The sequence below is a fragment of the Thermomonospora echinospora genome, from assembly GCF_900108175.1.
In the GTDB taxonomy this organism is placed as follows: domain Bacteria; phylum Actinomycetota; class Actinomycetes; order Streptosporangiales; family Streptosporangiaceae; genus Thermomonospora; species Thermomonospora echinospora.
Genome location: NZ_FNVO01000013.1, coordinates 156,388 through 181,500, shown reverse-complemented (window position 1 = coordinate 181,500; position 25,113 = coordinate 156,388). Strand labels below are relative to the sequence as shown.

14 protein-coding genes are annotated in these 25,113 nt (G+C 72.9%); 7 read left to right on the top strand and 7 right to left on the bottom strand.

The window, feature by feature from the left end; genetic code table 11:
- Positions 1-132: 132 nt before the first annotated feature.
- The 3 genes from C4U03_RS26410 to C4U03_RS26400 all read right to left on the bottom strand — a co-directional run bounded on the left by C4U03_RS26410 (position 133) and on the right by C4U03_RS26400 (position 9,508).
- Positions 133-2,076: an MBL fold metallo-hydrolase gene (locus C4U03_RS26410; protein WP_146087539.1), complete on the bottom strand. Its 1,944-nt coding sequence runs from the start codon at positions 2,074-2,076 to the stop codon at positions 133-135.
- Positions 2,073-8,849 (bottom strand): hypothetical protein, encoded by a 6,777-nt coding sequence (locus C4U03_RS26405; protein WP_103941179.1) that lies wholly within the window; start codon positions 8,847-8,849, stop codon positions 2,073-2,075. Before C4U03_RS26405 ends, C4U03_RS26410 begins: the two co-directional genes overlap by 4 nt.
- Before the next feature lie 221 nt (positions 8,850-9,070).
- On the bottom strand, positions 9,071-9,508 hold the full coding sequence (locus tag C4U03_RS26400) for a PASTA domain-containing protein (protein WP_103941177.1): 438 nt from the start codon (positions 9,506-9,508) through the stop codon (positions 9,071-9,073).
- Positions 9,509-10,166: 658 nt separating this feature from the next.
- Here C4U03_RS26400 and C4U03_RS26395 point away from each other — a divergent pair.
- Complete coding sequence (locus tag C4U03_RS26395) at positions 10,167-11,168, top strand: aldo/keto reductase (RefSeq protein ID WP_103941175.1); 1,002 nt, start codon at positions 10,167-10,169, stop codon at positions 11,166-11,168.
- A gap of 386 nt (positions 11,169-11,554) precedes the next feature.
- Positions 11,555-12,334, top strand: a complete 780-nt coding sequence (locus C4U03_RS26390) for an MmpS family transport accessory protein (protein WP_103941173.1) — start codon at positions 11,555-11,557, stop codon at positions 12,332-12,334.
- A 56-nt stretch (positions 12,335-12,390) separates the two neighbouring features.
- Here C4U03_RS26390 and C4U03_RS26385 read toward each other — a convergent pair whose 3' ends face one another.
- Together C4U03_RS26385 and C4U03_RS26380 are read right to left on the bottom strand one after the other, a co-directional pair.
- Positions 12,391-14,574, bottom strand: a complete 2,184-nt coding sequence (locus C4U03_RS26385) for an outer membrane protein assembly factor BamB family protein (RefSeq protein WP_200827480.1) — start codon at positions 14,572-14,574, stop codon at positions 12,391-12,393.
- Positions 14,574-16,571 (bottom strand): outer membrane protein assembly factor BamB family protein, encoded by a 1,998-nt coding sequence (locus C4U03_RS26380; protein ID WP_103941169.1) that lies wholly within the window; start codon positions 16,569-16,571, stop codon positions 14,574-14,576. Before C4U03_RS26380 ends, C4U03_RS26385 begins: the two co-directional genes overlap by 1 nt.
- Before the next feature lie 552 nt (positions 16,572-17,123).
- On the opposite strand from C4U03_RS26380, the gene C4U03_RS26375 reads away from it, so the two are divergent.
- Both C4U03_RS26375 and C4U03_RS26370 read left to right on the top strand, forming a co-directional pair.
- The gene (locus C4U03_RS26375) at positions 17,124-19,157 is read left to right on the top strand and encodes an N-6 DNA methylase (protein ID WP_200827479.1); all 2,034 of its coding nucleotides are present in this window, start codon (positions 17,124-17,126) and stop codon (positions 19,155-19,157) included.
- A gap of 198 nt (positions 19,158-19,355) precedes the next feature.
- Entirely contained in the window at positions 19,356-20,759 is a 1,404-nt protein-coding gene (locus tag C4U03_RS26370) for a M14 family zinc carboxypeptidase (protein ID WP_146087537.1), read from the top strand.
- Positions 20,760-20,840: 81 nt separating this feature from the next.
- Here C4U03_RS26370 and C4U03_RS26365 read toward each other — a convergent pair whose 3' ends face one another.
- Positions 20,841-22,628 (bottom strand): PD-(D/E)XK nuclease family protein, encoded by a 1,788-nt coding sequence (locus C4U03_RS26365; protein ID WP_103941165.1) that lies wholly within the window; start codon positions 22,626-22,628, stop codon positions 20,841-20,843.
- A gap of 255 nt (positions 22,629-22,883) precedes the next feature.
- Here C4U03_RS26365 and C4U03_RS26360 point away from each other — a divergent pair, with 255 nt between their 5' ends.
- Complete coding sequence (locus C4U03_RS26360) at positions 22,884-23,606, top strand: MBL fold metallo-hydrolase (RefSeq protein WP_103941163.1); 723 nt, start codon at positions 22,884-22,886, stop codon at positions 23,604-23,606.
- Between the two features lie 99 nt (positions 23,607-23,705).
- Here C4U03_RS26360 and C4U03_RS40630 read toward each other — a convergent pair whose 3' ends face one another.
- Entirely contained in the window at positions 23,706-23,873 is a 168-nt protein-coding gene (locus tag C4U03_RS40630) for a hypothetical protein (protein ID WP_160147109.1), read from the bottom strand.
- Positions 23,874-23,939: 66 nt separating this feature from the next.
- On the opposite strand from C4U03_RS40630, the gene C4U03_RS26355 reads away from it, so the two are divergent.
- Entirely contained in the window at positions 23,940-24,461 is a 522-nt protein-coding gene (locus C4U03_RS26355; RefSeq protein ID WP_103941161.1) for a hypothetical protein, read from the top strand.
- 99 nt (positions 24,462-24,560) lie between these two features.
- On the top strand, positions 24,561-25,052 hold the full coding sequence (locus C4U03_RS26350) for a beta-class carbonic anhydrase (protein WP_103941159.1): 492 nt from the start codon (positions 24,561-24,563) through the stop codon (positions 25,050-25,052).
- Positions 25,053-25,113 lie beyond the last annotated feature (61 nt).

Genomic DNA, 25,113 nt, shown 5'->3' with positions numbered 1-25,113 from the left:
GGCGGACGGTTCTCGCGTTCACCGTTCTTCGGTTCGGTATCCGTGGTGATGGGGCGAGCGTTCGTCGTTCTTCGGTTCGGCTTTCGTGGTGGCGGGGCGGGTGGTTCTCGCGTGGGGTGTTGTCCTGCGTGGTCAGTGCCAGGGGCCGGGGTCGACGGTGTGGTGGCGGCGGACGTGCAGGACCTCGCGGAAGGCTCGTTGGCGGGAGGGCAGGCCGTGGACGAGCATGGTGTGGCGGGCGGAGACCTCCTCGGCGATCCGCAGCAGGCCGCGGCGGTCGGCGTGGGCCGACAGGTGCACCTGGCCGACCTTGGCGCGCAGCGGCACGGGGCGGTGGCTGGGCAGCAGGTGCTCGGCCGCTCCCGCATGGGCGTCCTGGAGCAGGCGGCGGCCGCCGGACGCCTCGTCCTGATAGCCGGACAGCAGGACGGCGCTGTGCGGCTCGGGCAGGATGCGCGCCGCCCACTCGACCGCGGGCCCGGCGGTCAGCATCCCGGACGTGGCGATGACGACGCCCTCGGTGAAACCGTCGAAGTCGCGGGGACGGCCCGCCGCTGCGACGTTCCCGCCGAAGATGGACAGGGGACGCTGCCCGGATCCGCTGGCGGTCTCGTAGGCGTCGCTGACCTGGCGGGCCATGCCGTCGATCAGCACTGGGACGTGGGGCAGGTGCGTGCGCACCAGCAGGGCCAGTTCCTGGGCGCGGCCCAGCGCGAACGCGGGGATCAGCACGCGGCCGGAGCCGGCGTGCACCTCCTCGACGGTGCGGATCAGCTCGCCGATCCGGGTGTCGCGTTCGTCGTGCTCCTCGGCGCAGCGGGTCGATTCCAGCACCAGCAGCTCGGCGCCCCGGGCGCCGTCCGGCAGCCGGTAGCCGTCGACGCTGGCCTGCCGGAAGCCGGACACATCCCCGGTGACGACCACCCGCCGTCCGCCCGCGCTGATCACCGCCCCGGCGGCGCCGAGGATGTGACCGGCGGGGAACAGCTCGACGGTCAGATCGCCGACCGTTCTCCGGACGCCGACCGGCAGCTCCTCCAGCCGCTCCATCGCGGTGCCGACGGCGTCCTCCCCGTAGAGCGGGGTCCACGACCCGCCGCGGGATGCGCGATGCCGCATCACCTTCAGCGCGTCCTGCCACATGACCGGCATGAGCCGGCAGCTTTCCGGGGTGGCGAGGATCCGCAGCCGGGGCAGCCGGTGCGCGAGCGCGGGCACGTAACCGCAGTGGTCGGCATGGGCGTGCGTGACGATCACGGCGGCGGGCCGCGCGGTGAGCGCCTCGGCGACGTCGCGTGGCGGCTCGGGCGGGTCGCCCGGCCGGATCCCGGCGTCGATGAGCAGCCGGGTGCCGCCGGCCTCCACCAGTAGGCACGAGCCGCCGATGTGGTCGTCGCCGCCGAGCGGCGTCACCCGCAGTTCGCGGGGCCGCCCGACGTGCTCCAGAACGGGGCGCGGCGGCTCGACCAGCCTCCGCAGCCCCTCCAGCACGGGGTCCGTATCGGCCACCGTGCCGTCTGGTGCCTCCCGCAGGGCGGCCAGCAGGGCGGCGGCCAGTGAACGGGGGTTCTGCAGCCTGCGCTGCTGCGCCGCGAGCCGGGCCCGCAGGTCGGCCAGTTCCTCTTCGGCGTCGGCGGCGGCGCGACGGGTTTCGGCCAGCTCCCCCCGGAGCCGGGTCGCATCCGCGTGCGCGTACTCGAGCTTCTGCCGTGAGGCCGCGAGCTTGCGCTGCAACCGTTCCTTGAGTTCGCCGAGACGGCGCACCTTCCGGTCGTCGGCGGCGGAGGAGGACGGGACGGCGGCCGCCTCGGCCAGCCGGCGCACCTCGGCGGCGACTTCGGCGTCCGGATGAAACAGCAACCGGGCTGGCCCGGCACCGCGCGGCAGGCGCTCCCGAGCGGCCGACCGCAGCGCGGCGGACGCCTCGATCAGATCCAGCAGCCAATCCCGCCGGTTGCGCACCAGTTCGGCCGCCTCCCGTTCCGGCCCCGCATAACGACTCCGCGACAGCACGACGCCCGCCGCGACCTTGAGCGCCTCCTCCAAGGGAGAGGCGGCATACGGTTCACCGGTCATGCGCGTTGTGCGGCTCTTCTGGTGGCCTCGGCCAGGACCGGTTCGCATTGGAGTTCGTGGGGGGCGTGTGCCGCGGGGATGAGCGCGCCCAGGGTGCGCAGCACCTCAATGACGTCGGTGATGGTGCGGTAGCCGTGGTGCCGGAGCGAGTGGCCGGACAGTGGGTGGTCGTCCTCGGCGGCGGAGGGGGCGAGCAGGTCCGCCAGGTCGGCCGGTTCGCCGGAACCCGCCAGCTCGCCCGTGCCCATGATGTCCACCAGTTCGTACCAGGCCGCCGCGACGGGAGGGCAGCATCGCAGCCCGGCCGCGGCCACCAGCTCTGCCGGGCGTTCGTGCAGGTACCTGCGGCAGCGGTCCAGGGCCCGGTCTTGGTCGGCGACCATCTCCCCGGCGAGCACGGTGCTGATCAGGGTCGGCCAGCCGCCGGTGCGGGCCAGCAGATCCTCCTGGCCGCGCCGGTTCTGGAAGGCGTGCGCCGCCTCGCGCATCCACTGCCGGACGGCCGCCGCGTCGAAACGCCGCAGCTCCATCAGCTCCGCGCGGCCGCCCAGGTCTAGCAGCGGGCCGGGGCCGCCGGACTCCCGGGCCGCCAGCCAGACCGGGGCCAGCTCGGGCGGCACGGTGAACACGACGGCGAGCGTTCCGCCGCCCGCCCCCCGATGACGGGACAGCACCTGACCGGCCTGCCGGATCTGCCGTTGCGCCTGCGCCAGGGTCCGGCCGCGCAGGGCGATCACGACGAGGCTGTGGCCCGGCCTGCCGCGGGCGTCCTCCACCGCGCCCTCGAAGGTGGATCCGCCGGGCCGCACCGTCACCACCCTGACGTTCTCGTGGCGTTCCTCCTCGTCCTGCAGCGCCTTGGGCACTTGCTCCAGGTGCAGGGCCGCCGATCCGGCGATCACGTGCACCAGGTTGGCCCGCGTCAGCAGCCGCGACACCTGGCCGCCGGTCAGTGGGGAACGGTCCGGGCCTCCCAGGTAGGCCGGGCGGTAGGAGTGGACGTCGAAGGAGTCCGGCGGCTCCAGGTCCTGCGCCCGGGTCAGGACCTGCTCGACCTGCTCCGCACCGCCCAGCAGGTCGAGGATGTACGGGGTGCGCAGCCGGTAGCGGTCGCCCTCCCGGACGAGGATGCCCAGTTCGACGCTCTCGTCCAGCAGCCCCTGGAAGGCGTCGAGGGAGCAGTCGGCGAAGCCCCGCGGCCACCACAGGTCACGGCACTCCGCGTACAGCCTGCCGACCGGCAAGGCCGCCTCGGCGTCCTCGCCCTGGGCGTTCAGGGCGACGGTGTAGGCGATGACCTTGTAGCGCTGGTCCAGGTTGATCGTCCATTCGAAGCGTTCCCGGAAACCCTCGGCGAGCCCGGCGTCGGCCCAGACCGCGTCGACGTCGTCGCGGGTCACCTCGTACGGCAGGGAGCGCTCGCCGACCGGACGCCCGCGCAACTGCCTCAGCAGCGCGGAGGCGAACAGCTGGATCAGCGCCGGCGCGTTGTTGGCCTGGGTGATGATCCGCGCGGCCAGTGTCTCGGGCAGCCGGAAGCCCAGCGTGGCCAGCGGCCTGGTGAGCAGGTCGAAGGCGTCCTGCGGGGCCAGCGGCCCGACGGAGATCGGGGTGCCCAGATGGGCCAGCGGCTGGTTGGACAGGCTCTTGAACCGGGCGGTCTGGTGCAGCCCGGCGAACACCACCTTGACCCGGCGCTCGGTCTCGCTCATCAGGTCGCGCAGCGCGCCGACGTTGGCGAACACGGCGCCCTCGGCGTCCCGGTCGAGGAACTCGTCGGCCTCGTCCAGCAGGATGAGCAACTGGCGGCGCGGGTCACCGGCGATCCACTCCCGGACCGCCTGGCGGATCCCCTCCGGCCCGCCGGCGCCCGGCAGCGCGGGCGACACGATCCCGGCGTCGGCCAGCCGGCGGCGCAGCGTCGGCCAGATCGCCTCGGCCGGGGCGGTCCGGCCCACGTCCGAGATGCTTTTGAAGATCACCACGCGGTGCGGGTCGCCGTCGCCGACCTGGCGGCGGGCGGCCTGCAGCAGCGCCGACTTGCCGAGCTGCCGCCCCCCGTACACGAACGAGCCGCCGGCACGGTCGATGACCTGCCGCAACTGCTCGTCGCGCCCGTAGAACATCTCGTCGGGGACGTCGCCGGTGGCGGCGAACGGATCGCTGGAGGCGAACGGCGCCAGGAGGGTGACGGTGGTGCCCCAGTCGGCCTCCGGTAGGCAGGCCAGGTAGCCGATGGCGGCGTTGTCCAGCACCGCGACCGGGCGGTGGTGGCGCCGGGCGGCCTCCGCCAGCGCCCGCCGGTCGCCGGGGGACAGGGTGCCGAAGTACCACACCAGCACCGTCTGGTCGTGCGGCTCGTCCTTGAGCAGACCGACGATGCTCCCCGGGCCGGGACGGTTCCACACCAGCAGCAGCCGCAGCGTGTCGCCGGAGGGGCTCATCCGGGAACCGAAGGCCGGCAGCAGCGCCGGCCCGTGCCACCGAACGCCGGTCAGCTCGATCCAGCTGCGCGCCTTGGCGGCCAGGCCGGGACGCTGGTCGCCCTCCAGGCCGATCAGCCGCAGGATCGGCTCGATCATCGTCTTCAGGTTGCCGCCCGGCTTGGGGCCGGCCCCGGCCGCCCGCCACATCCGCAGCGCCTCCCGGCCGAGGTCGCGCCGCCGGGACGCGGCCAGGTCCAGCCCGGCCTCGGCCAGCGCCTCGCGCAGCCGGGCGTCGGCGACCCGGCCGTCCCCCTGCAGCGCCTCGATCAGCGCGTCGATGGCCGGGCTGGGGTCGGCCGCCCGGCGGCCCGGTGGCTGCAGGGCGTCGAAGACCCTGGGAAACGCCGGGAAGAACCGGGCGAAGTGCCCCGGGTCGGAAGGTGCCTCGGGCAGCGGTCGTCCCTGCCGGGCCTGGAGGAGGAACTCCCGGGCGGTGGTCAGGTCGCCGCCATCCAGATACTCGGCGATCCGGGCGGCCGTGGCGGCCGTCGCCGGGTGGCCGAGGTCGTCGGCGAGCCGCCGCCGCACCTTGTCCATCTCCCGTTCGGTGAGCTCGCCGATCCGGCCCTCCACCTCGTCCAGCCGCCGCCCCATCTGGTCGAAGTCGGTACGGCCCGGATCGGTCAGCGGCCGCAGCATGCCCTCCAGGCCGGTGGCGTCTTGTTCGCCGATGACGCTGTCGCGGCGCAGCCGGGCCAGTTGGTCGCGCAGCTTCTCGACGCGCGCGTGCTGGTCGCGGCGGGCCAGCTCGACCAGTGACGCGCGGCGCCGCTCCAGCGCGGCCGCCCGGCGTGGATCGCCGTCGCGCAGCACACCGATGATCGCCTCGGTCCCGACATGGTCGCCGCGTTCGGCGCGGGCCTCGAAGGCGGCCGTCCAGTCGGGTGCGGCGGCGACGACCGCGCTCAGGTCGGCGAGCGTGGGGACGGCCGCGGGTTCCAGCGATCCCGGGACGACGGCGATGCCCGGGGCGAGCAGCAGGTCCCGTCCGACGACCTGGTCGGCCTGGCGGGGTTCGGCGCCCGGCGGTCTCATGTCGAGCAGGGCGAGGGCGTCCTCGACCAGCCGGCGGGCCAGGGACGCGGCCGCACCGAGCACCGGATCACGGGCGCCGGCGAGCCCGTCCAGCTCCGCCAGGCACCGGTCCCGGAGGTCGAACGCAGCCCGTCTCAGATCGGCCAGCCGCGCCTCCACCCGCTGCGGGTCGGAGCCGGCGGCCCCGTCCGTACGCGTGGCCGTCTGCTCGCCCACCGCGCCGCTCCACCGGTTGACGATGTCGAGCGCCTCGTCGATGTGCTCGCGCAGCTTGCGGCGCGCGCCCGCCACGATCCGCCGCTTGGAACCGCGGGGGCTCAGCTCCCGGGTGGCGGCGTCGATGAGCCGTTCGACCCCGTCGACGCGCAGCGCGTCGACGCCGCGCCGGGCCTCGCCGGCCCGTCCGGCCTCGTCGGCGGCGACGATGGCCAGCAGCCGCCCGACCTCGCCCTCCTCGTGCAGTACGAGCTTGAGCACCTCGGTGGCGAGCTGATACTTGATCCTCTTCGCCGGCCCCTCGGCGAGCATGCGCTGGGCGTGGCCCGCCTGCTCGGCCCGGTGCTCCTCGGCGCGTACCGTGTCGCGGAGCCGGCCGCACACACCGGGCCGCAGGTAGACGCCGTCGTCGGCGGCCCGGCGGAACTCCTCGCCCAGCGCGGCCAGCCCCGGACGGGCCGCCACCAGCGCCGGAGGCCTGCGCAGCAGCTCGGTGGACTGGCCGGTCGGCTGGACGACCCCGGAGCGGATCGCCGAGGCCCAGGCCAGCACCTGCCCTGCCGGGTCGCCGGCCAGCGCGTCGCCGTCCAGGCCGTGCGCCGTCTGGACGTAGGCCGCCGACATGCGCCCGGCGAACTCGGTCATCTCCAGCGCGATGGCCGTGGCATGACGGGCCCGGGCCTCAGCGTCCGGCCGGCCCGCCGCCGTCCGGATCCATCCCGCCAGAGCCGCCCGCCCATCCCGCAGCGCCGCCGCCTCCAGATCGGCCGCCGAAGGCCGCTGCGGGACCGTCTCTTCCTCCTGCGGGACGGTCTCGGCCGCTGGGGCGCCGCCGGTCGCCCGCGGCCCGGCGGGGGTCCTCTCCTCGGCGGCCTCGGAGGGCCGGTCCTTCCTGCGACCCGGCGGATCGGCCGGGCCGGAACGGCTCCTCGCGTCGGCCTCCAGCAACTCGTCCAGGTCGTCCAAGGGCCGGTCATCGGGAACGGGCCGGGGCCGTGGCACCAACGGAACGGACTCGGCAGCCCGTACCCCCTCAGAACGACCGGGACCGGGAACAGTGGTGCCCTCGGGGACAGGGCGAGGCCGCAGGACGGACTCGGCGGTCTGCTTCTCACCGGAAGAGCCGGGTTCTGGAACGGCGGTGTCTTGTGGAGTGGGATGAGATGGGGAGGCGGGGCCGGCGGTCCGTTCCCCTTCAGGGGAAGTGAGGCTGGGAACGGCGGTGTCCTTGGGGGTGGCGCGAGGTGGCGGGGTGGGCTCGGTGGGCCGTTCATCCCCGGGAGAAGCGGAGCCGGAGTCGGGGGCGGTGGGGGTGGGGCGGGGTTGTGGGATGGGTTTGGGGGTCTGCTCCTTGCCGGGAGAGCCGGTTGTGGCGGTGCCCTTGGAGGCAGGACGAGACGGCGGGGCGGGGCTGGTGGTCTGTTCTTCCTTGGGAGAGATGGGGGCGGGGGCGGTGGTGTCTTCGGGGGCGGGGCGAGGTGGTGGAACGGGGTTGGCGGGCGGCTGTTTCTCTTCGGCCGGGCCGGGGGTGGGGTCGGCTGTGGGACCGCCGTCGGTGCCCGGCGGTGGGTCGGGGTTGGTCTCTCCGCCGTCCGACTGTGGGGCGTTGTCACTCCCGGCATGCGGATCGGGGTCGGCCGGGGAGACCGACAGCAGTCGGCTGATCGCCGCGGTGACGACCGCCTGCTGCTGGTCGGGCAGTCGCTCGCGGGCCGTTCGTGCCAGCCGGTCGATGCGGTCGAAGTGCTCGATGTGGTCGTCGCGGGCGCACAGCCCGATCAGCTCGGCCAGCTCGGCCAGGCCCTCGCCCGCACCGGTGGCAGCCGCCCGCCGGATCTCGTTGAGCGGGGCCTTCAGTATCGAGGGGCCGGTGAGCGTGGTCAGCGCCCGGATCGCCACGGTCCGCCCGGCCCGTTCACCGGCGGCCCGCAGCGCCTCCGCCAACGCGTCGAGGGTGGGTTCGGCCGGTCGTCCGCCGAGCGCCGCGATGGCCTCGCGCAGGTCGTCGAACGCCTGGACGGCCGTAGTCAGCGCGGCCAGTTCGTCGTCCGCCGGACGGCGACCGGACCACAGCGCGGCCGACACCGTCCCGATGGCCTCCGCCGCCGCGTCGAAGCGTTCTCGCGCGTCCTGCAGGCGGATGCGCAGGGCCTCGATCTCCCGCTGGGGCTCCATGGGCGGCACCGGCATCGCAGTGGCCTCCTTCGCTGGCGGCTCGGTCTCGGCGTCGGAAATCACGTCGGCGGCAGGGGGCGTTCTGGCCGAGGTGGGCGGCGCCACGGCGGTGGGGTTGGTGTCGGCTGTGGGGGCTTCGGTGGCGAGGTCTTCGCTGTCGGCGAGGGCCGGGTCGGTCGGGGTGTCGGCCGGGGTGGCGTTGGGGGAGTGGGTGCTGGCGGCGGCGTGGGCGCAGAGGGTGGAGGTGTCGAGAGGGGTTTCGGGGAGGGCCGGATCGTCGGCGCGTAGGCGGCGCCAGGCTTCGTGGAGGGCTTTGGCCAGGTCGGGGCCGAAGCGGTCGGCCTCGGCTTGGAGCAGGCCTATGGCGAGGGGAGCCAGCGCCGGCTCCCGGGTCAGGGCGGTGGTGACTCCCAGGCGCAGGTACGCGGGGGGCAACGGGGCCTGGATGGCGAAGGCATGGGCCAGCGCTGGGGCTCGTTCGAGCACCTGGGGCGCGGTGGCGGGATCCAGCAGGGCCGCGTGGTCGGCTGCCGGGAGGCCGTCGGGGTTGTCGAGGGCGAACCAGAGCGGGTAGACGAACAGCATCTGCAGCTCCCAGCGCTTGGAGCGTTGGCCGTAGCGCAGGTGCCGCAACAGGTTCTCGGCGATCCGGGGGCTGGGGCGGCTGGCGGGCCGACGGCCGATGACCGCCATGGCCCTGCGCCGGATGTCGGTGGGGAGCGTGGTGAGGGCCTGTTCGGTGTCTTCGGGGGTGAGGGCGGCCAGGGCGCTCTGGGTGAGTTGCCGGGGATCGAGCCCCGGCCCGTCCGGTGACGCGGCCGTTTCCTGGTCCGGGCGGGGGCCGTCCGGGTCACCTGTCATGGGACCTCCTGCACACGGCGGTGGGTGCCGGTTGTGTGACGCTAGCTCCACCGAATGTGGCTACCGGTGGGTTTGCCGTGATTGGTCAGAAGCGGTCAAGACCATGAGGTGTTTCCGGTCTGCCCGATGACCAGCGGAGATATGGCCGAACGGTCATTCGATCGATGTGAACGAGATCAACCTCTTCGCCTGCGGTCGGGAGGCGATCCGGCGGGAGCGCCTCAGTCCGTGAGCTTCTTGGAGCGGAGGATGATCCGGGTGTCGAGAGGGATCCGGGAGCCCGGCTTGGGGATCTGGTCGACGACGACCCAGTTGCGGTCCCAGAGCAGGATCCGGTTCCGGCCCGTCGCGTCCTCCTCGCTGAGGCGGCGGAAGCCGGCCGCCTGCAGACGGTCCTGGGCCTCCTGATGGTTCATCCCGACGACGTTGGGAAGCCGCCGTTTCCCGGCGGCGGGCTCGGAGTTCTCGTCGGTGGGGTCCGGTTCGCCGGTGGTCGGTTTTTCGGAGCTGCCCGGGGCGTCGGTGGCCGTGCTGGCCGGCGGCACCGTCCGCGTGACGGTGACGGTGGCGGCCGGCTTCGCTTCGGCGTCGCCGGCCGACTGGCAGGCGCTCGCGAGGACGGCGAGGGTGAGGGCGGGAAGGTAAGAGCGTCGTCTCATGCCGGGCCTCCCGTGGTGGATGGGACGAGCGGCGGTCGGGGTAATGGGAACATCCGGCCCGCTGAAGTTCTCCGTGTTCGCACGGCTACCCACGCCGATGCCGGGCCGAACCCTGAGGGAAGGAAAGCCAGACCTGATGGGCAGCGTGAGAGAAGTGTCGTTCCATATGCGTGTTTGTTGGTCTTTGTGCGGCCTTGCCGTCGTGAATATGTGTCAATTTGGCGAGGGTACTCAAAATCCTCCTGGGAGCAGGGGGATCGGGCAGACGTCGTTCCCCTTCTTGAGTGAATATTTGGTTTTCTTTTTTTGGGGGTGAAGGAACGGCTCCGGAACCTTCTCGCGATGGTGGAGCCTCCCGGTGACATCCCCACGTCCACCGGGACGCGCTCCGATGGCGGGCCGTTCCAGCCCGTCAGCATGGAGTCCTGAAATACCACCCGTACAGGTGCCCGGACCGGCGGCCCCTCGACCGAGGAGGCGAGCGAGACGCGGAATTCGGGCCGGACGCGTGTCCAAGGTCGGAGCCCGAGAACGGCCCGAGCGCCTGGGGAAGGGCCAGGACGACCGCCACCGCGTAGGCCCACGTCATGGCCACGGAGGCGCCGGAATCGGACCACCGGTTTGACCTGGAGCGCGCTCCAGATGTTTGGGTGGGGACATGGAGTACACGCAACTGGGACGCACGGGGCTCACGGTCAGCCGTCTGGTGCTGGGGACGATGAACTTCGGCCCGTACACCGATGAGGCCGACAGCCACGCGATCATGGACGCGGCGCTGGACGCGGGGATCAACTTCTTCGACACCGCCAACGTGTACGGCTGGGGAGAGGACAAGGGGCGGACCGAGGAGATCATCGGGACGTGGTTCGCCAAGGGCGGCGGGCGCCGGGACAAGACGGTGCTGGCCACCAAGGTCTACGGGAACATGGGCGCGGAGGGCTCGCGGTGGCCCAACGAGGACCGGCTCTCGGCGCTGAACATCCGCCGGGCCGCCGAGGCGTCGCTCAAGCGCCTGGGCACCGACCACATCGACCTGTACCAGTTCCACCACATCGACCGGCGTACGCCGTGGGAGGAGATCTGGCAGGCGCTGGACGTGCTGATCCAGCAGGGCAAGGTGCTGTACGTCGGCTCCTCCAACTTCCCCGGCTGGGGGATCGCCCAGGCCAACGAGGCGGCGGCGCGGCGGCACTCGCTGGGCCTGGTCAGCGAGCAGTGCCTGTACAACCTGTACGAGCGGCGCGCCGAGATGGAGGTCATCCCGGCGGCCCGGAACTACGGGCTGGGAGTCATCCCGTGGTCGCCGCTGCAGGGCGGCCTGCTCGGCGGCGTGCTGCGCAAGCAGTCCTCCGGTGAGGGCGGCCAGACCCGCTCCTCCAGCGGGCGGACGGCCGAGGCGCTGAACGACCCGGCGGTGCGGGACAGGATCCAGGCGTACGAGGACCTGTGCGACAAGCACGGCTTCGAGCCCGGCGAGGTCGCCCTGGCCTGGCTGCTCACCCGGCCGGGGGTGACCGGCCCGATCGTCGGCCCCCGCGTCCGGGAGCAGCTCGACTCGGCGCTGCGGGCGGCCGAGCTGAAGCTGCCGGAGGAGTTCCTGGCCACCCTGGAAGAGATCTTCCCCGGTCCCGGCCCTGCCCCGGAGGCGTTCGCCTGGTGATCCGCCCGGCATGACCGGCGACAGGTACCGCGGCCCCGCCGCTCGTGGGGCCGCGGCACCGTTCCGTGCGGCCCTATGTCGCACGACACCGTCCCGTGTGGTGTGGCGGTGCCTGGAGTCCTGGCGGATTGCTCCGGTGGGCGCGGGCCGCCGGGTGGAGGGGGGCTGGGGGAGTTCGGAGAATCCGGACGGGATCGCAGTGACGCCGCTAATGTCCCTCGTCGGGAAAGGGTCGAGAAGGGCGGCTGAGAATGCGGCGTGGGAAGCGACTGGCCGGGGCGGCGACGGTCCTGCTCGCCACTGCGGGATGCGGGATCCTTCCCGGTGGCGAGTCCGCCGGAGGGGAGAAGACGGCCGCCCCGCCGCCCGGAGGATGGCCGCAGCCGGTGAACGGACGGGTCACCGAGCAGATGTGCGATCTGCTCACCGAGGCCGACTACCGCAGGTACGGGCACAGGCGGTTTCCCTATACCTCCAAGACGCTGGGCGAGGGCGGGAGCAACAAGGTGGCCTGCTCGGCCACCGGCGGTGACTGGCTGACGCTCGCCCTTCAGCCGACCGCCGAGGCCGCGAAGATCGAGTACGCCGGTACGCTGCGCGACCACAAGCGGCGGATGCAGGAGGACCAGCGGCAGACGATTCTTGTGACGAACGTCGTGCCGGGGGCGGACGAGAGCTGGTTCGACTACGCCACGCTCGGCTCGGAGGGCTCGCGGTTCAAGGAGCACGAGATCCAGGTGCGGCGGGGCGCGCTGCTGTTCTCGATCACGCTGAGCGGGATCAGAGGTGAGGACGAGCAGGACCCCAAGACCGTCCTCACTGGTCTGGCCGGTCTGGTGCTGCAGCGCCTGCCCGGCGTCGGGGCCAAGGACACCGGCAGGACCCTGACGGTCGCCTACGAGCTGACCGGGCAGGGCCGGGCCAAGACGGTGAGCTACTTCGACTCGGCGACGGGCGAGACGGTGTCGCGGCGCAATGTGAAGCTACCCTGGCACGTGGAGCTGCCGTTCGTCCCGACGGAGCATGTCGGCACCTCGTTTCAACTGAACGCGCAGAGCGCCAATCCCACGGCTGGCCTGGGATGCCGGATCAGCGTGGGCGGCAAACTCCTGGCGGAACAGAACAACCTTGGGCTTGTCTTCTGCATGGGTAACTACAACAACTGACCGTCCCGCCATATGACTGCGGCGAGCGGGCGCCCACCCCGCATTCACCCGCCGGGTCAGCGGGGCCGTACGGCGAACACCTCGGACGGATAGGCGCTGAAGATCAGCAGGTCGCGATGCGCGTGCAGGTCGCTGCGCGGCGACGGGTAGTCCTGGTACGACAGCGTCCGCAGGACCCGTCCGTCGGCCGGGTCGATCGACTGAATCTGCAGCGCGTCCACGTGCAGCAGCCCGCCGGCGACGACCGGCGACAGCGGCTCGTTGCCCAGTTCCCGGCGCCAGCGGACGCGGCCGTCGGAGACCCCCACGCCCAGCAGCGTACGCCGCGCCGCCACCACCATCAGATCGCGTACCGGCGTCAGCATCTCCGGCAGCGGGCGCTGCACGGTCGTGCCGGTCGGCAGCCGCCACCGCCGCCGGCCCGTCGCCGCGTCGAAGGAGTGGATGACGCCCTCCTTGGTGACGGCGTAGACGGCGTCACCCGCCACCAGGCAACGCTCGGTCACCCCCCAGGTGGACGACTGGCCCAGCCGCGTCGTCCAGCGCGGGCGGCCGTCCGCGGCGGAAAAGGCGTGCAGCCGGTCGCCGGGGCCGCCCCTCCGCTCGTCGGAAGTGGCCACGTACACCATCCCACCTGCCACGGCGGGGGTCAGTACGTGGAAGTAGGCGTCCGGCTCACCGATCCGGGTCCGCCAACGGGACCGTCCCGTCGCGGTCTCCACCGCCTCCACTCCCGTCAGCCGGTCCTCCTTGACGGCGAGGTAGGCGACGCCATTGACGATCGTGACACCGCCGTGGAAGGCACTGCCGCCGCGCTGCCACCGCTGCTCGCCTGTACGGGTGTCGTAGCCGACGACGAACTCGCCCGACCCGAGCGAGCCCCGCACCCCGGGAAGGCAGACGACGTTCTGGTCGCCCGCGAGCCGGGCGAGCGATGACCGTGACTGGATCTGCCAGCGTTCCGCGCCGGTGGCCGAGTCGAGGGCGTACGTGCGCGCCAGGTCCTGGACCACGATGACGTCCCCGGCCGGCAGCACTCTGGAGCTGGACAGCATGCGCAGGTCGGGCCGGTGCCAGCGGCGCTCGCCCGTTCCGGCGTCCAGGGCGTAGACGCCGAGGTCCGCGCCCACCGCCAGCATCAGCGAACCGACCGGGAACAGTTCGTGCGCGCCCTTGGGGAGGGTCCGCCGCCACACCTCGATCGAGTTCTCCGTCGTGGACCCGCGCGTGACCAGCACACCGGCGGTCCCGGCGGCCGCGGTCAGCGCGGCGGCCCCCGACCAGATCAGCGCGTGCTTGAGGACCTTGCGGCGTCCCGCCTGCGGGGGCGGCGCCGACCGCCACGCAGGCGCCCCGGGGGGCGGCACCTGCCGCGTCACGTCCTCGATCCACGCGATGACCGGCGGCGGCAGGCCGGCGACGCCGTGCGCCGCCGCGGACGCCGTCCGCGCGGTGAAGAAGTCCAGGACCTGGGCGGCAGTGGGCCGCTCGGCCGGGTTCCGGCGCAGGCAGGCCGCCAGGAATTCGCGCAGCGCCGGATCATCGACCCCGCTCAGGTCCGGGTCCTGGTGCAGCACCCGGTACAGCACGGCGGGGATGGTGGCCGCCTCGAACGGGCCGGCGCCGGTGCGCGCGAAGACGAGCACCGCGGCCAGCGAGAACACGTCCCCGGCCGGTCCGCCCTCACTCCCGGCGGCCTGTTCGGGCGGCAGGTAACCGGGCGTCCCCGGCATCGCGCCCGGCACGGTGGCCGTTCCGGGCAACTGGGCCATGCCCAGGTCGATCAGCCGTGGCCCGTCCCGGGTGAGTAGCACGTTGGACGGCTTGATGTCGCGGTGCGCGATCCCCGCCCGGTGGATCGACAGCAGTGCCTCGGCGAGCCCAGCCCCCAGCACGTCCACGGCCGGACCCGGCAGCGGTCCCGGCCCCATCACCACGTCCCCGAGCGCCACGCCGGGCAGGTACGCGGTCGCCAGCCACGGCCGGGGCGCCGCCGGATCCGCGTCGACGAGCGGCGCGGTGAACGCTCCGCCCACCGCCCGCAGGGCCTGTACCTCGCGGCCGAACCGCTCCCGGAACGCCGGGTCGGCCGCCAGTTCGGCATGCACCGCCTTGACCGCGACCAGGCGTCCGCCCGGCGAGCGCGCCAGGTACACCACGCCCATCCCGCCCGCGCCCAGCCGGGCGAGCAGAACGTGGACGCCGAACTGAACCGGATCGTCGTGCAGCAGCGGCTTCATCAGGCTCCTGAGTGGAAGGCGTAGACATAACCGTCCGTGCCGCCGACGAACACCGACCGGCCGGACACTACGGCGGCGGATCCGGCGATGGCGTCGCCGGTCTCGTAGGACCAGACGATCGAACCGGTCGTGGGGTTGAGGGCGTAGAGGCGTTTGTCCCCGGCTCCGACGTACAGCAGCCCGGCCGCCGCCGTGACCGGTGCCAGGACTGCGCCGCTGAGCTGGGCGCGCCACCGCTGCCGCCCGGACTCCTCCAGCGCGTAAACGGTGCCGCTCTCGTCGGCCGCGTAGAGAACGTTCCCGGCCCGCGTCACCGGCCCTCGGATCTTGTCGTCGGGTTCGAACGCCCACCGGGGTCCGCCCGAGCCCAGATCCCGCGCCTGCAACGTCGGGACCTCGGTGCCGCAGTACACGGTCCGCCCCCAGACCGCGGTGCCGATGGCGCGGTCCACGTCCGTACGCCATTGGTACGACCCGCTGCCGGCGTCCAGCGCGTACAGCGTCTCGTCGGGGACGACCACCATTCCGTCCGCGACGGCCAGTGCCCCCGCGACCGGCTTCACCGTCGCGTGCCGCCACCGGAGCGCCCCATCGGCCGCCGCCAGCCGGACGATGACTCCCGCGTCGCCCTGCGTCCTGGCCGCGACGTACACGGACGCGCCGGAGACCACCGGCGTGAACGTCTCGACGCCGACGCGGCGTCGCCACCTGCGTCGCCCCGTGCGGACGTCGACGCCGTGCACCGCTCCGTCCGCGCACCCGGTGATCACCACGTCCCCGGCCACCGCCACCCCGGTGGTGATCTCGCCCCCGGCGGCGTACTGCCAGCGCGGCCGGCCCGACGCGGTGTCCAGCGCGTACAGCCGTCCGCTCTCGCCGCCGACGAGCACCAGCCCCCGCGCGACCGCCGGTGTCGACCGGACGGCCAGGCTCGCGTCGTACCGCCACAGCAGCCTGCCCGGACGCCCCGGCCGGGTCGGCGTGGCCACCTCAGTGTCGCCGGTGGTCACAGTGCCGTCCGGCCGGGTCAGCGCCCAGACCGTCCCGGCCGCCAGCGCCGCCGCCGCTGCGCCTCCCGCACCGGCCAGCACGACACGGCGCGGCACGGACCTCGTTGGGATCCGTGCCGCCGCCGCCCGTTCGATTTGCGCGGCGACCGGCGCCGGCGGGCGCGGCACCCCGGCGGCACCGCCTCCCAGCTCGCGCAGCAGGTCGGTAGGCGCCGGACGCAGCGCAGGGTCTTTGTGCAGGCACGCGGCCGCCAGCGCGCGCAGCCGCGGATCGGTGACACCGTCCAGCCGGGGCGGCTCGTGCACCACCCGGTACAGCATCTGCTGCATCGGCCCGCTCCCGAACGGGCCGTTCCCGGTGAGCGTGAACACCAGCACCGCGCCGAGCGCGAACACGTCCCCGGCCGGGCCGGTCTCCTCGCCGAGCGCCTGTTCGGGCGCCAGGTATCCGGGGGTCCCCAGCACCGCCCCGGTCCGGGTGATCGCAGCGGCGTCGGCGGCCCGCGCGATGCCGAAGTCGATGACCCGCGGCCCGTCCACCGCCAGCATCACGTTCGAGGGCTTCAGATCGCGGTGCACGATGCCCGCCCGGTGAATCGACAGCAGCGCCTCCGCCAGCGCCGCCCCCAGCGCCGCGGCCACGGGCACCGGCCACGGCCCGTGCGACTTCACTGCCTCCTGCAGCGACACCCCCGGCAGGTAGGCGGTGACCAGCCACGGGCTCGCCGCGTCCGGATCGGCGTCGATCACCGGCGCGGTGAACGCCCCGCTGACCGCCCGCGCCGCCGTCACCTCGCGGCGGAACCGCTCCCGGAACCGCTCGTCGGACGCGTACGCGGCGTGCACCACCTTGACCGCCACCAGGCTCCCGCCCGGCGACCGTCCCAGATACACCCGCCCCATGCCGCCCGCGCCCAGCCGACCGAGCAGCACGTACCGCCCGACCCGCCGCGGATCGTCCGCCTCCAGGGGACCGACCCCGGCCACCGCTCACCTCCCGCCCGGCACACACGCCCTTCGCCGGAAGAGCCCCGGCGACTCTGGCGAGACAGTACGCCGATCACCCCCAGGGAACGATCCCTTCAGCGACTTCTCCCTCCCCCCGCAGACCGGCCATCCGCAGGCCCGCCGGAACTGGCGGCTCCCCGTCCGGCGCGAAGCCGCCTGCCGTGATCCCCGCCCTTGCAAAGCTCCCGGCTCCGTGACGAGGCCAGGACGTCCGGGGCCAGCGGGTCTCTGGCTGGTGCGAAGCCGCTTGCCATGGTTCGCGTTTTCGTGAAGCTCACGGCTCTGTGACGAGGTCGGGGCGTCGAGGTGGCAGGGGCATGCGGATACCGGCGAAGCCCGTGCCCGGGCGGGGACTTTCTCGTTATGAAGTTCGACGAGGGGCGACGTGCCGGTCACGTCCGCTGCGTCCAGCTCCTTGACACCACCCTTTACGCCTTCCACTAGGCTCTGACCTGGGGAGACGGTGTTCACGTGAAGAAGTGATCTTTATGTGAATATAATCGACCAACGACGTTGAGCCGGGGAGGCGCGGTGCAGGACGCGACGGTGACCGCCGCCGACATCGCTCGGCTCGCCGGGGTCGGCCGGGCGGCGGTGAGCAACTGGCGTAAGCGGCACGACGACTTCCCCCAGCCGGTCGGCGGCACCGCGACCAGCCCGTCCTTCTCCCTGACCGAGGTGCAGCAGTGGCTGCGGGTCCAGGGCAAGATGGCCGGCGCCCCCGCCGACGAGCAGTTGTGGCAGGAGCTGCGCAAGCTCGCCGACGACGTCCAACTGGTGGACGTGCTCACCTTCGCCGGGGCGTTCCTGCTGTATCTGCACCGCGACCGGCGGCACTGGACGCGGCTGGCGCGCGGGACGGACGAGGAGGTCGCCGCCGCCCTGCCCGACGCGGTCCGCAGGGCCGCCGCCGAGCTGCCGGGGGAGCAGGCGTTCCCCGCCGTCCTGCCGGCCGCTCACGTCGCCGTGGCCCGGGGCGTGGCCACGCTGGCGCAGGAGAAGGGCGGCGAACGGGAGGCTTTCGAGTTCCTCCGGGAGCGCTTCCTGGACCTGCACAAGCGGCGCACCCAGGAGACGCCGCACGACGTCGTACGCCTGGTGACCGGCCTGGCCGGCCCGCGGACCGAGACGGTGCTCGACCCGGCCTGCGGGTCGGGCGCGTTCCTGGTCGGCGGGCTCGCGGGCTCGCCGCGCAGGCGGCTGCTGGGGCAGGACGCCGACGAGGCGGTGGCCCGCATGACCGCCATCCGGCTGGCCCTGCTGGACGCCGACGCCGATATCCGGGCGGGCGACTCGCTGCGGCATGACGCCTTCCCCGACGTACGGGCCGACCTGGTCGTCGCCAACCCGCAGTTCAACGACCGCAACTGGGGTTATGACGAGCTGAGCACCGATCCGCGCTGGGAGTACGGCCTGCCGCCGCGCACCGAGTCCGAGCTGGCCTGGGTGCAGCACGCGCTGGCCCACTGTCGTCCGGGCGGCCTGGCCGTGCTGCTGATGCCCCCGGCCGCCGCCGGCCGCCGGGCCGGCCGCCGCATCCGCGCCAACCTGCTGCGGCGCGGCGCCCTGCGCGCGGTGGTCTCCCTGCCGCTCGGCGCGGTCCCCAACATGGCCGTTCCGCTCACCGTGTGGGTCCTGCGGCATCCGGTGACCGGCGAACGCCCGCCCGGCCAGGTGCTCATGGTCGACACCTCACGGACGGGCGAGGACTTCGTCGCCGCGGCCGTGCGGCTGTGGCGGCGCTTCGATGACGACCCCGAAGGCGATCTAGACGAGCCGGGCCAGGGTCACGCGGTCCGGATCATCGACCTGCTCGACGACGAGGTCGATCTGAGCCCGTCCCGCCACATCACCCGGCCCACCGCGGCCCCGGCCATCGAACGGGTGGCCCAGGGCCGCGAGGAGCTGGTGCGGCTCCTCGACGAGTTGGCCGGCATGGTGCCGCCGGTCGAGCGGGCCGAACCCTGCTCCGCCCCGGCCGTGCAAATCTCCGACCTGGCCCGCCTCGGCCTGCTGACCATCCACCAGGCGCCCGGCAGGCCCGCCTCGGCCGAGTCCGCCCTCCGCGGTCCCGTCCTGACCGCCGAGGACGTGGCCGAGGGCAGGCCGCCGTCCGGCGGGCCGCAGGAACAGGGCGGCGACCCGCCCGTGGAACTGCAGCCCGGTGACGTGGCCGTCTCCCCGCTGGTACGGGTGCCCGCCGCCGCCGTCGTCACCGAGCCCGGCGCGGTGCTGGGCCGCAACCTGATCATGCTGCGCCCCGACCCGCGGCGGATCGACTCCGACTACCTGGCCGGCGTCCTGCGCGCGTCGGTCGGTCTGCGCCACTACACGACCATGTCGTCCGGCCACCGGGTGGACGTCCGGCGCGCCGAGATCCCGCTGCCTCCGCTGGAGGAGCAGCGCCGCCGGGGGGCGCTGCTGCGGCGCCTGCAGGAGGCCGAGCTTGGCCTGCGCCGGGCCGGCGCGCTGGGCGCCGAGCTGATCAGGCTGATCGGCGACGGCCTGGTCGAGGGCACGCTCCGTCCTCCCACGGACGACTCCACGACCGAGCAGCTCGGCTGAGCCCCACGGCCACCGGGTCGTCCTCGGCTCGTTCTGTGATGACGGCCCCGGTTCGCGGTCGCGGGGAGGGGTCTTTCGGGGCGGCGTCGGCAACGGTGTGGCGACGAAACGGTTAGCGCCTGGAAGACCCCCGTTGACAGCGGGCTTGGAGCGTTCCGAAGATCATCGGGAGTGTTTTCAACCCCTTTGGTGGTGACCATGAGGGCTTCATCCGCCCTGTCCAAATCCCGGCACGCCGCGGTGGCGCTGTGCACCGGTCTGGCCCTGACGACCGGTGTCCTGGCCGCCCCGGCGCAGGCCGCCCAGCCCGCCCAGCCTGCCGCCCCCGCCACGAGCCCGGAGGCCGCGCAGACGCCGGCGCTGCCCAGCGGGCGCACCCAGTACCGCACCCTCGCCGACTACCAGTCCGACATGGCCGCGCTCGCCGGCCGCCGCCCGGATCTGGTCAAGCAGGTCACCCTGCCGCACCGCACCTCCGAGGGACGCGCGGTGACCGGTGTGGAGATCACCGACGACGTCCAGCAGCAGGACGGCAAGCCGGTGCTCCTCATCACCGGCATGCACCACGGCAACGAGTGGGCCTCCGGCGAGGTCACCATGGAGTTCGGCCATGACCTGGTGGCCAATCACGGCCGCGACAAGCGGATCACCCGGCTGCTCGACCAGGTCCGCGTGCTGCTGGTGCCGATCGTGAACGTCGACGGCTTCGTCCGCAACACCCGGCGGACGGCCACCAACGTCGACATGAACCGCAACTACGGATTCGGCTGGAGCCCGAACGAGCCGTTCCCGGGCAGCGCGCCCTGGTCGGAGCCGGAGACCCGCAACGTCCGGGACACGATCTCCTCCCGCCAGGTCACGACCTACCTGACGATGCACACCTGCCTGTCCAACATGCTGTACCCGCCGTTGCAGCTCAAGGCGGGGCTGCCGCAGGACATCGACGCGTTCCGGTCCTTCGCCGACGCCATGGGCACCCAGAACGGCTACTACCACACCACCTCCGCCGAAGACTACGAGACCGCGGGCGAGGTCATCGACTGGTCCTACTACGCCACCCGCGGGCTCGGCGTCACCGTCGAGGTCTGCACCACGCCGATGGGCCTGCCCAGGACCTTCGAGAGCCTGGTGCCCGACCAGTACTGGGGCGTCGGTCCCAACGCCGGCAAGGGCAACCGCGGGGCGTTCCTGGTCGCGATGGAGCAGGCCGCCGACCGCGCCGCGCACTCCACCATCACCGGTCACGCCCCCAAGGGCGCCGTCCTGACCATCAGCAAGGACTTCGACATGTGGACCAACCCGGTCCCGCAGCCCGACGGAACCTCCCGGCCGGTGTCCTTCCCCAACCGCCTGACCTCCACCATGCGAGCCGACGAGCGGGGCGGCCACTTCGTGTGGGACGTCAACCCCTCCGTACGGCCGATCCCGCCCTACCAGGCCGACGGCGTGCACGGAAACCGCACCGGATTCCTCCAGGAGTCCTGGACGCTCACCTGCGCTCGCCCCGACGGCAAGGTCCTGCAGACCCTGAAGCTCAAGGTCGACCGCGGCAAGTCGGTCGAGGCCAACCTCCACGAGTGCCGCAAGCTCTTCCACCGGTAAGACGCCCGGCCCGCCCGTTGTGAACTGACGAGGACCTCCCGTTCCGCCCCACGGAACGGGAGGTCCTCGGCGTCGGGTGGTTCAGAACGGGGGGTCGGCTTCGGGGTCGGGGTCGCCGAGGGTGGCGGAGACGGCGGCGGCTCGGCCGGTGAGGGGGACGGGGGCGTCCAGGACCTCGCCGGTGAGGGGGTCGATGAGGACGCCGTCCACCTCGATCGGCTCCGTGCCGGTTGGGGGTGACGCGCGGGGTGCGGGACACCAGCGGGCCACCGGGCAGCGTTCGCACCAGGGGCCGGGGGAGGGGGCGAACTCGGTGTCCCGGTGCCAGCCGTGCACCATGCGCGTGATCTGCCGCCGTGCCGCGTCCAGCACCTTGGCGTCGGCGGCGTCGAAGGCCATGACCTGGGCGAGTGAGGGGGTCATGACTTCGAGCTCGACCATGCCCCCGCCCGCCCCGAAGACACCGTGGGCGATCAGCAGGACCGCCAGCGCCAGCTGCGGCACCTGCTCGAACACCTCGCCCGGGGTGCCCGCCGGCAGCTCGCGGACGGTGGTCTTCTGCTCGCGGTACACCAGCCGCCCGTCCACCCGGCGCAGCAGGTCGGGATGGGCGACCACCAGCACGTCGGCGGCCGGGTCGAACACCGCCACCGTCGGCTCGGCCGACACGTCGGTGACCGGCCCCGGACCCGCCAGCGGGCACACCGGCAGGTGCGTCAACAGGTACGGCCTGGCCTCGCGGTACTCCTCGGGCGTCATCACGCCTGCGGCCAGGCCCAGGTCGTCGGCGTCGGCGTCGGGCAGGTCGGCGGGCGCGCATGGACGCCCCCTGCTGTGCGCGGCCTCCAGCCACTGGTGGACGGCGACCCCGCGCCGTACCGAGGTGCCTTCGACGCCGGTCTCGGCGGGCAGATACACGTCACGCAGGTGGGCCCGCGCCGGGCACACCAGGTAGTGACGGCCAGTGGTGACCGACCACGTCCGCCGGTGCGTTCCGGGGTCGTCCAGACCCAGCAGGCCGGGCACGCGCGGCAGGTCCTCACACGAAGCCTGCAGTTTGCACTCGACGCAGTCCGGTCCCGGCCGCCGTTCGCCGCCCACCGTGATGCCCTGCGCCAGCGGCCTGACCCGTTCCAGGTAACGCCGCCGCACCTGGTCGGGGGAGTCGTCCACCAGCACGCGCGGCCTTACGTCGGCCGCGAGGGCCACCTCGACCACTCGGACCCGGGTGGGGGCGTCCTCGTCGTCCACCACATCGACCGGCGCGTCCCGGTAGAGGTCGCCGACCGCGCGCCGTCCGGCGGCGGCCACGAACGCGATCGCCTCGTCCGAGGGGGCCGCCACCGGACGGGTACGGCTCATCCGTAGCCGCCGGAACTCCCGGACGGTGCCGTCGCGCGACCCGTACCAGCGTCCCCACGCGGTGAGCATCCGCAGCTCGGCCGCCGACCCCGACTGCACCACCCGGGGCAGCCGCTCGGGCACCGGCTCAACTCCCTCGCTCTCCAGCTCGTCGGCGATCCACTCGGCTGCCTGGAGGAACGCCCGGCAGGCGTGTTCCACCCACACGCCGACCCCCGGATGCACCGGCGAACGGTTGCCTGCGATGACGTCCGCGACGGCCTCGTCCACCTCCGCCCCGTCGAACTCCACCGCGTCCAGGGCTCGCTGTACCAGCCCCAGTGGGAACGTCTCCCACGGCGCGTACCGTCTGCGCTCGAACGCCCGGGGCCACAGTGCCGTCCGGGCCTTGAGTGCCGCGAAGTCGGCGCAGTCCCGTTCGGTACGGTCCAGCAGGCTCGCCGAGATCCGCATGACCTCGGAGTTGCCGCGCAGCCCGGGATGCGCGGCCCAGCGATCGGTCCCCATGACGCTCCAGCCGTCGGATGAGTGGATCTCCAGTAGAGCACATGTGAACTCAATCAACCATGAATTTCCGGATTTATGCCGATTAGTCTTTTTGGTGCCGGGCAACGCGCCGGAACATGGCGTCCGCCGACCCGGCACCGCTTCCCCGCGCTCCGGTTCCGCCGACGGCTCCAGGCGCTCCGATTCCGCCCACAGCCGATCCGCCGAGGGCGTAGCTCCCTGGGCATGATCGGAACGGCTTCCTAGCGTGGCCGCATGGACGTCATCCGGCTGACCACCGACCTGTACTTCCTCCGCTTCCCCGTTGGGCACGTCTACCTGTGGCGGGACCCCGACGGGCTGACACTGATCGACTCCGGTGCCCCCGGCTCCGGCCCCCAGATCGCCGAAGCGATCCGCTCCCTCGGACACCGGCCGTCGGACGTGCGGCGGCTGGTGCTCACCCACGGCCACGTCGACCACGTCGGCGCGGCGGCCGAGATCGCCGCCTGGGGAGAGGTGACCGTGTACGCCCACCGCGCCGAGGCGCCGATCATCCGAGGCGAGGCCCCCGAGCCGCCGCCGAACCTGGCCGACTGGGAACGCCCCATCTTCGAACGGGCCAACGCCGGCCTCCCTCCCGGCCGCCCCGAGCCGGTCCGCGTCGACCGCGAACTCGACGACGGCGACGTCCTCGACTTCGGCGGCGGGGCGCACGTGGTGCCCGTCCCCGGCCACACCGACGGCAGCATCGCCCTCCACCTGCCCGGACCGCGCGTACTGTTCACCGGCGACCTCGCCGCCCGCGACCCGCAGTCCCCGGACCCGCAGACCCCGATCATCCTTGGAGTCTTCAACCTCGACACCGCCGAGGCCGCCACCTCCTTCAAACGCCTGGCGACCCTCGACACCGAGATCGCCTGCTTCGGCCACGGCGAGCCCGTCACCCGCAACGCCACCGCCCACATGCAGGCCACCGCCGAACGCCTACCGACCTGACCGCCGCCTCCGCAGCCCGGCCGACTCCGGAGGAGCACCCCGCCTCTCGCGCAGCCGTCCGGTGAGGGAGTGTCCGACCTTCAGGAGGCAGACCGGCTCTCACCCTGGGCGTTCCTGCGCCTCCGGGCTCTGCTCGCCGGGCTCCTGCTCGTCCGATCCGTACTCGGCGAGGTAGACCACGCCCTGTCCGCCTTCGCCGAGCCGTCCCGGCAACCGGTATCCGCTGATCTGTACGGGGTCGCGTGAGGTCAGGGGGCGGACTGGCACTGCGCTCCTTTGGCCGGGAGGAAATCAGGTATCTCCGCCGACTCCGTTCTGTGAGGGTGTGGTGCCATGTCCCACCAAGTCGCCGATGCCGTCGCGGAGATCGCCGCGCCGCTGGAGGAACTGCTCGCCGGTTGCGATCACGTCGTGTCGATCTACCTGTGCGGTGTCACGGAGGCCGGCGAGCCGTCCCGCGCGCCGGTCGAGCTGGCCGGTGCCCTGTACACGGCGTCCGGGATCCCGCTGTGCCCGGCGGTCGCCGAACGGGTCGGGCGGCCCTGGCGCGACCGGCTGCACCAACTGGTCCATGCCCAGATCCCGACCGTCCGGAGCTGGCCGCCCAAAGATCCTCCCGAGCTGGAACTGTCCGCCGACGAGATCGAACGGGTGACCGCGCTCACCGACGACCTCGCCGAGGTGCTGGAGGCCCATCTGGGGCCGGTCCGGCGCGCCTACGAGCTGTCCTCGCACGGCGGCTCGTACCGCGAGATCCCGCCCGACATGTGCTGCAGCCACGACATCGTGTGGAACGACCTGCTGCTGGTCACCAAGGCATGGGCCACCCTGCTCCACATCGGGCTCAGCGACTGACCCCGCCCCGCCTGGACGCGTCCATATTGCCTATTAACTTGGTAGGGAATATGGTGGAGGTGCGGTCCGGAGCCCGGCGCCAGACATAAGGAGCACCCCATGAGCGTGACCGACGAGCTGCTCGCGAACGCCGAGAGGTACGCGGCGTCCTTCGACAAGGGACACCTCCCCCTGCCGCCCGCCAAGGGCGTGGCCGTGGTGGCGTGCATGGACGCCCGCCTCAACCCCTACGGACTGCTCGGCCTGAACGAGGGGGACGCGCACGTCATCCGCAACGCCGGCGGCGTGATCACCGCGGACGAGCGACGCAGCCTGGCCATCAGCCAGCGTCTGCTGGGCACCCGGGAGATCATCCTCATCCACCACACCGACTGCGGGATGCTCACCTTCACCGACGACGAGTTCAAGGCCACCATCCAGACCGAGACCGGCATCAAGCCCGACTGGTCCGCCGAGGCCTTCGCCGATCTGGAGGAGGACGTCCGCCAGTCCATCGGCCGCATCAAGGCCGACCCCTCCATCCCGCACACCGACCAGGTACGCGGCTTCATCTACGAGGTTGAGACCGGAAGACTCCGCGAGGTCAAGTGAAGCGTTCGTCCAGGTGAATTCGTGCCGCTTGGCCCCGGCCACCGGTTGCCGGACACGCCTC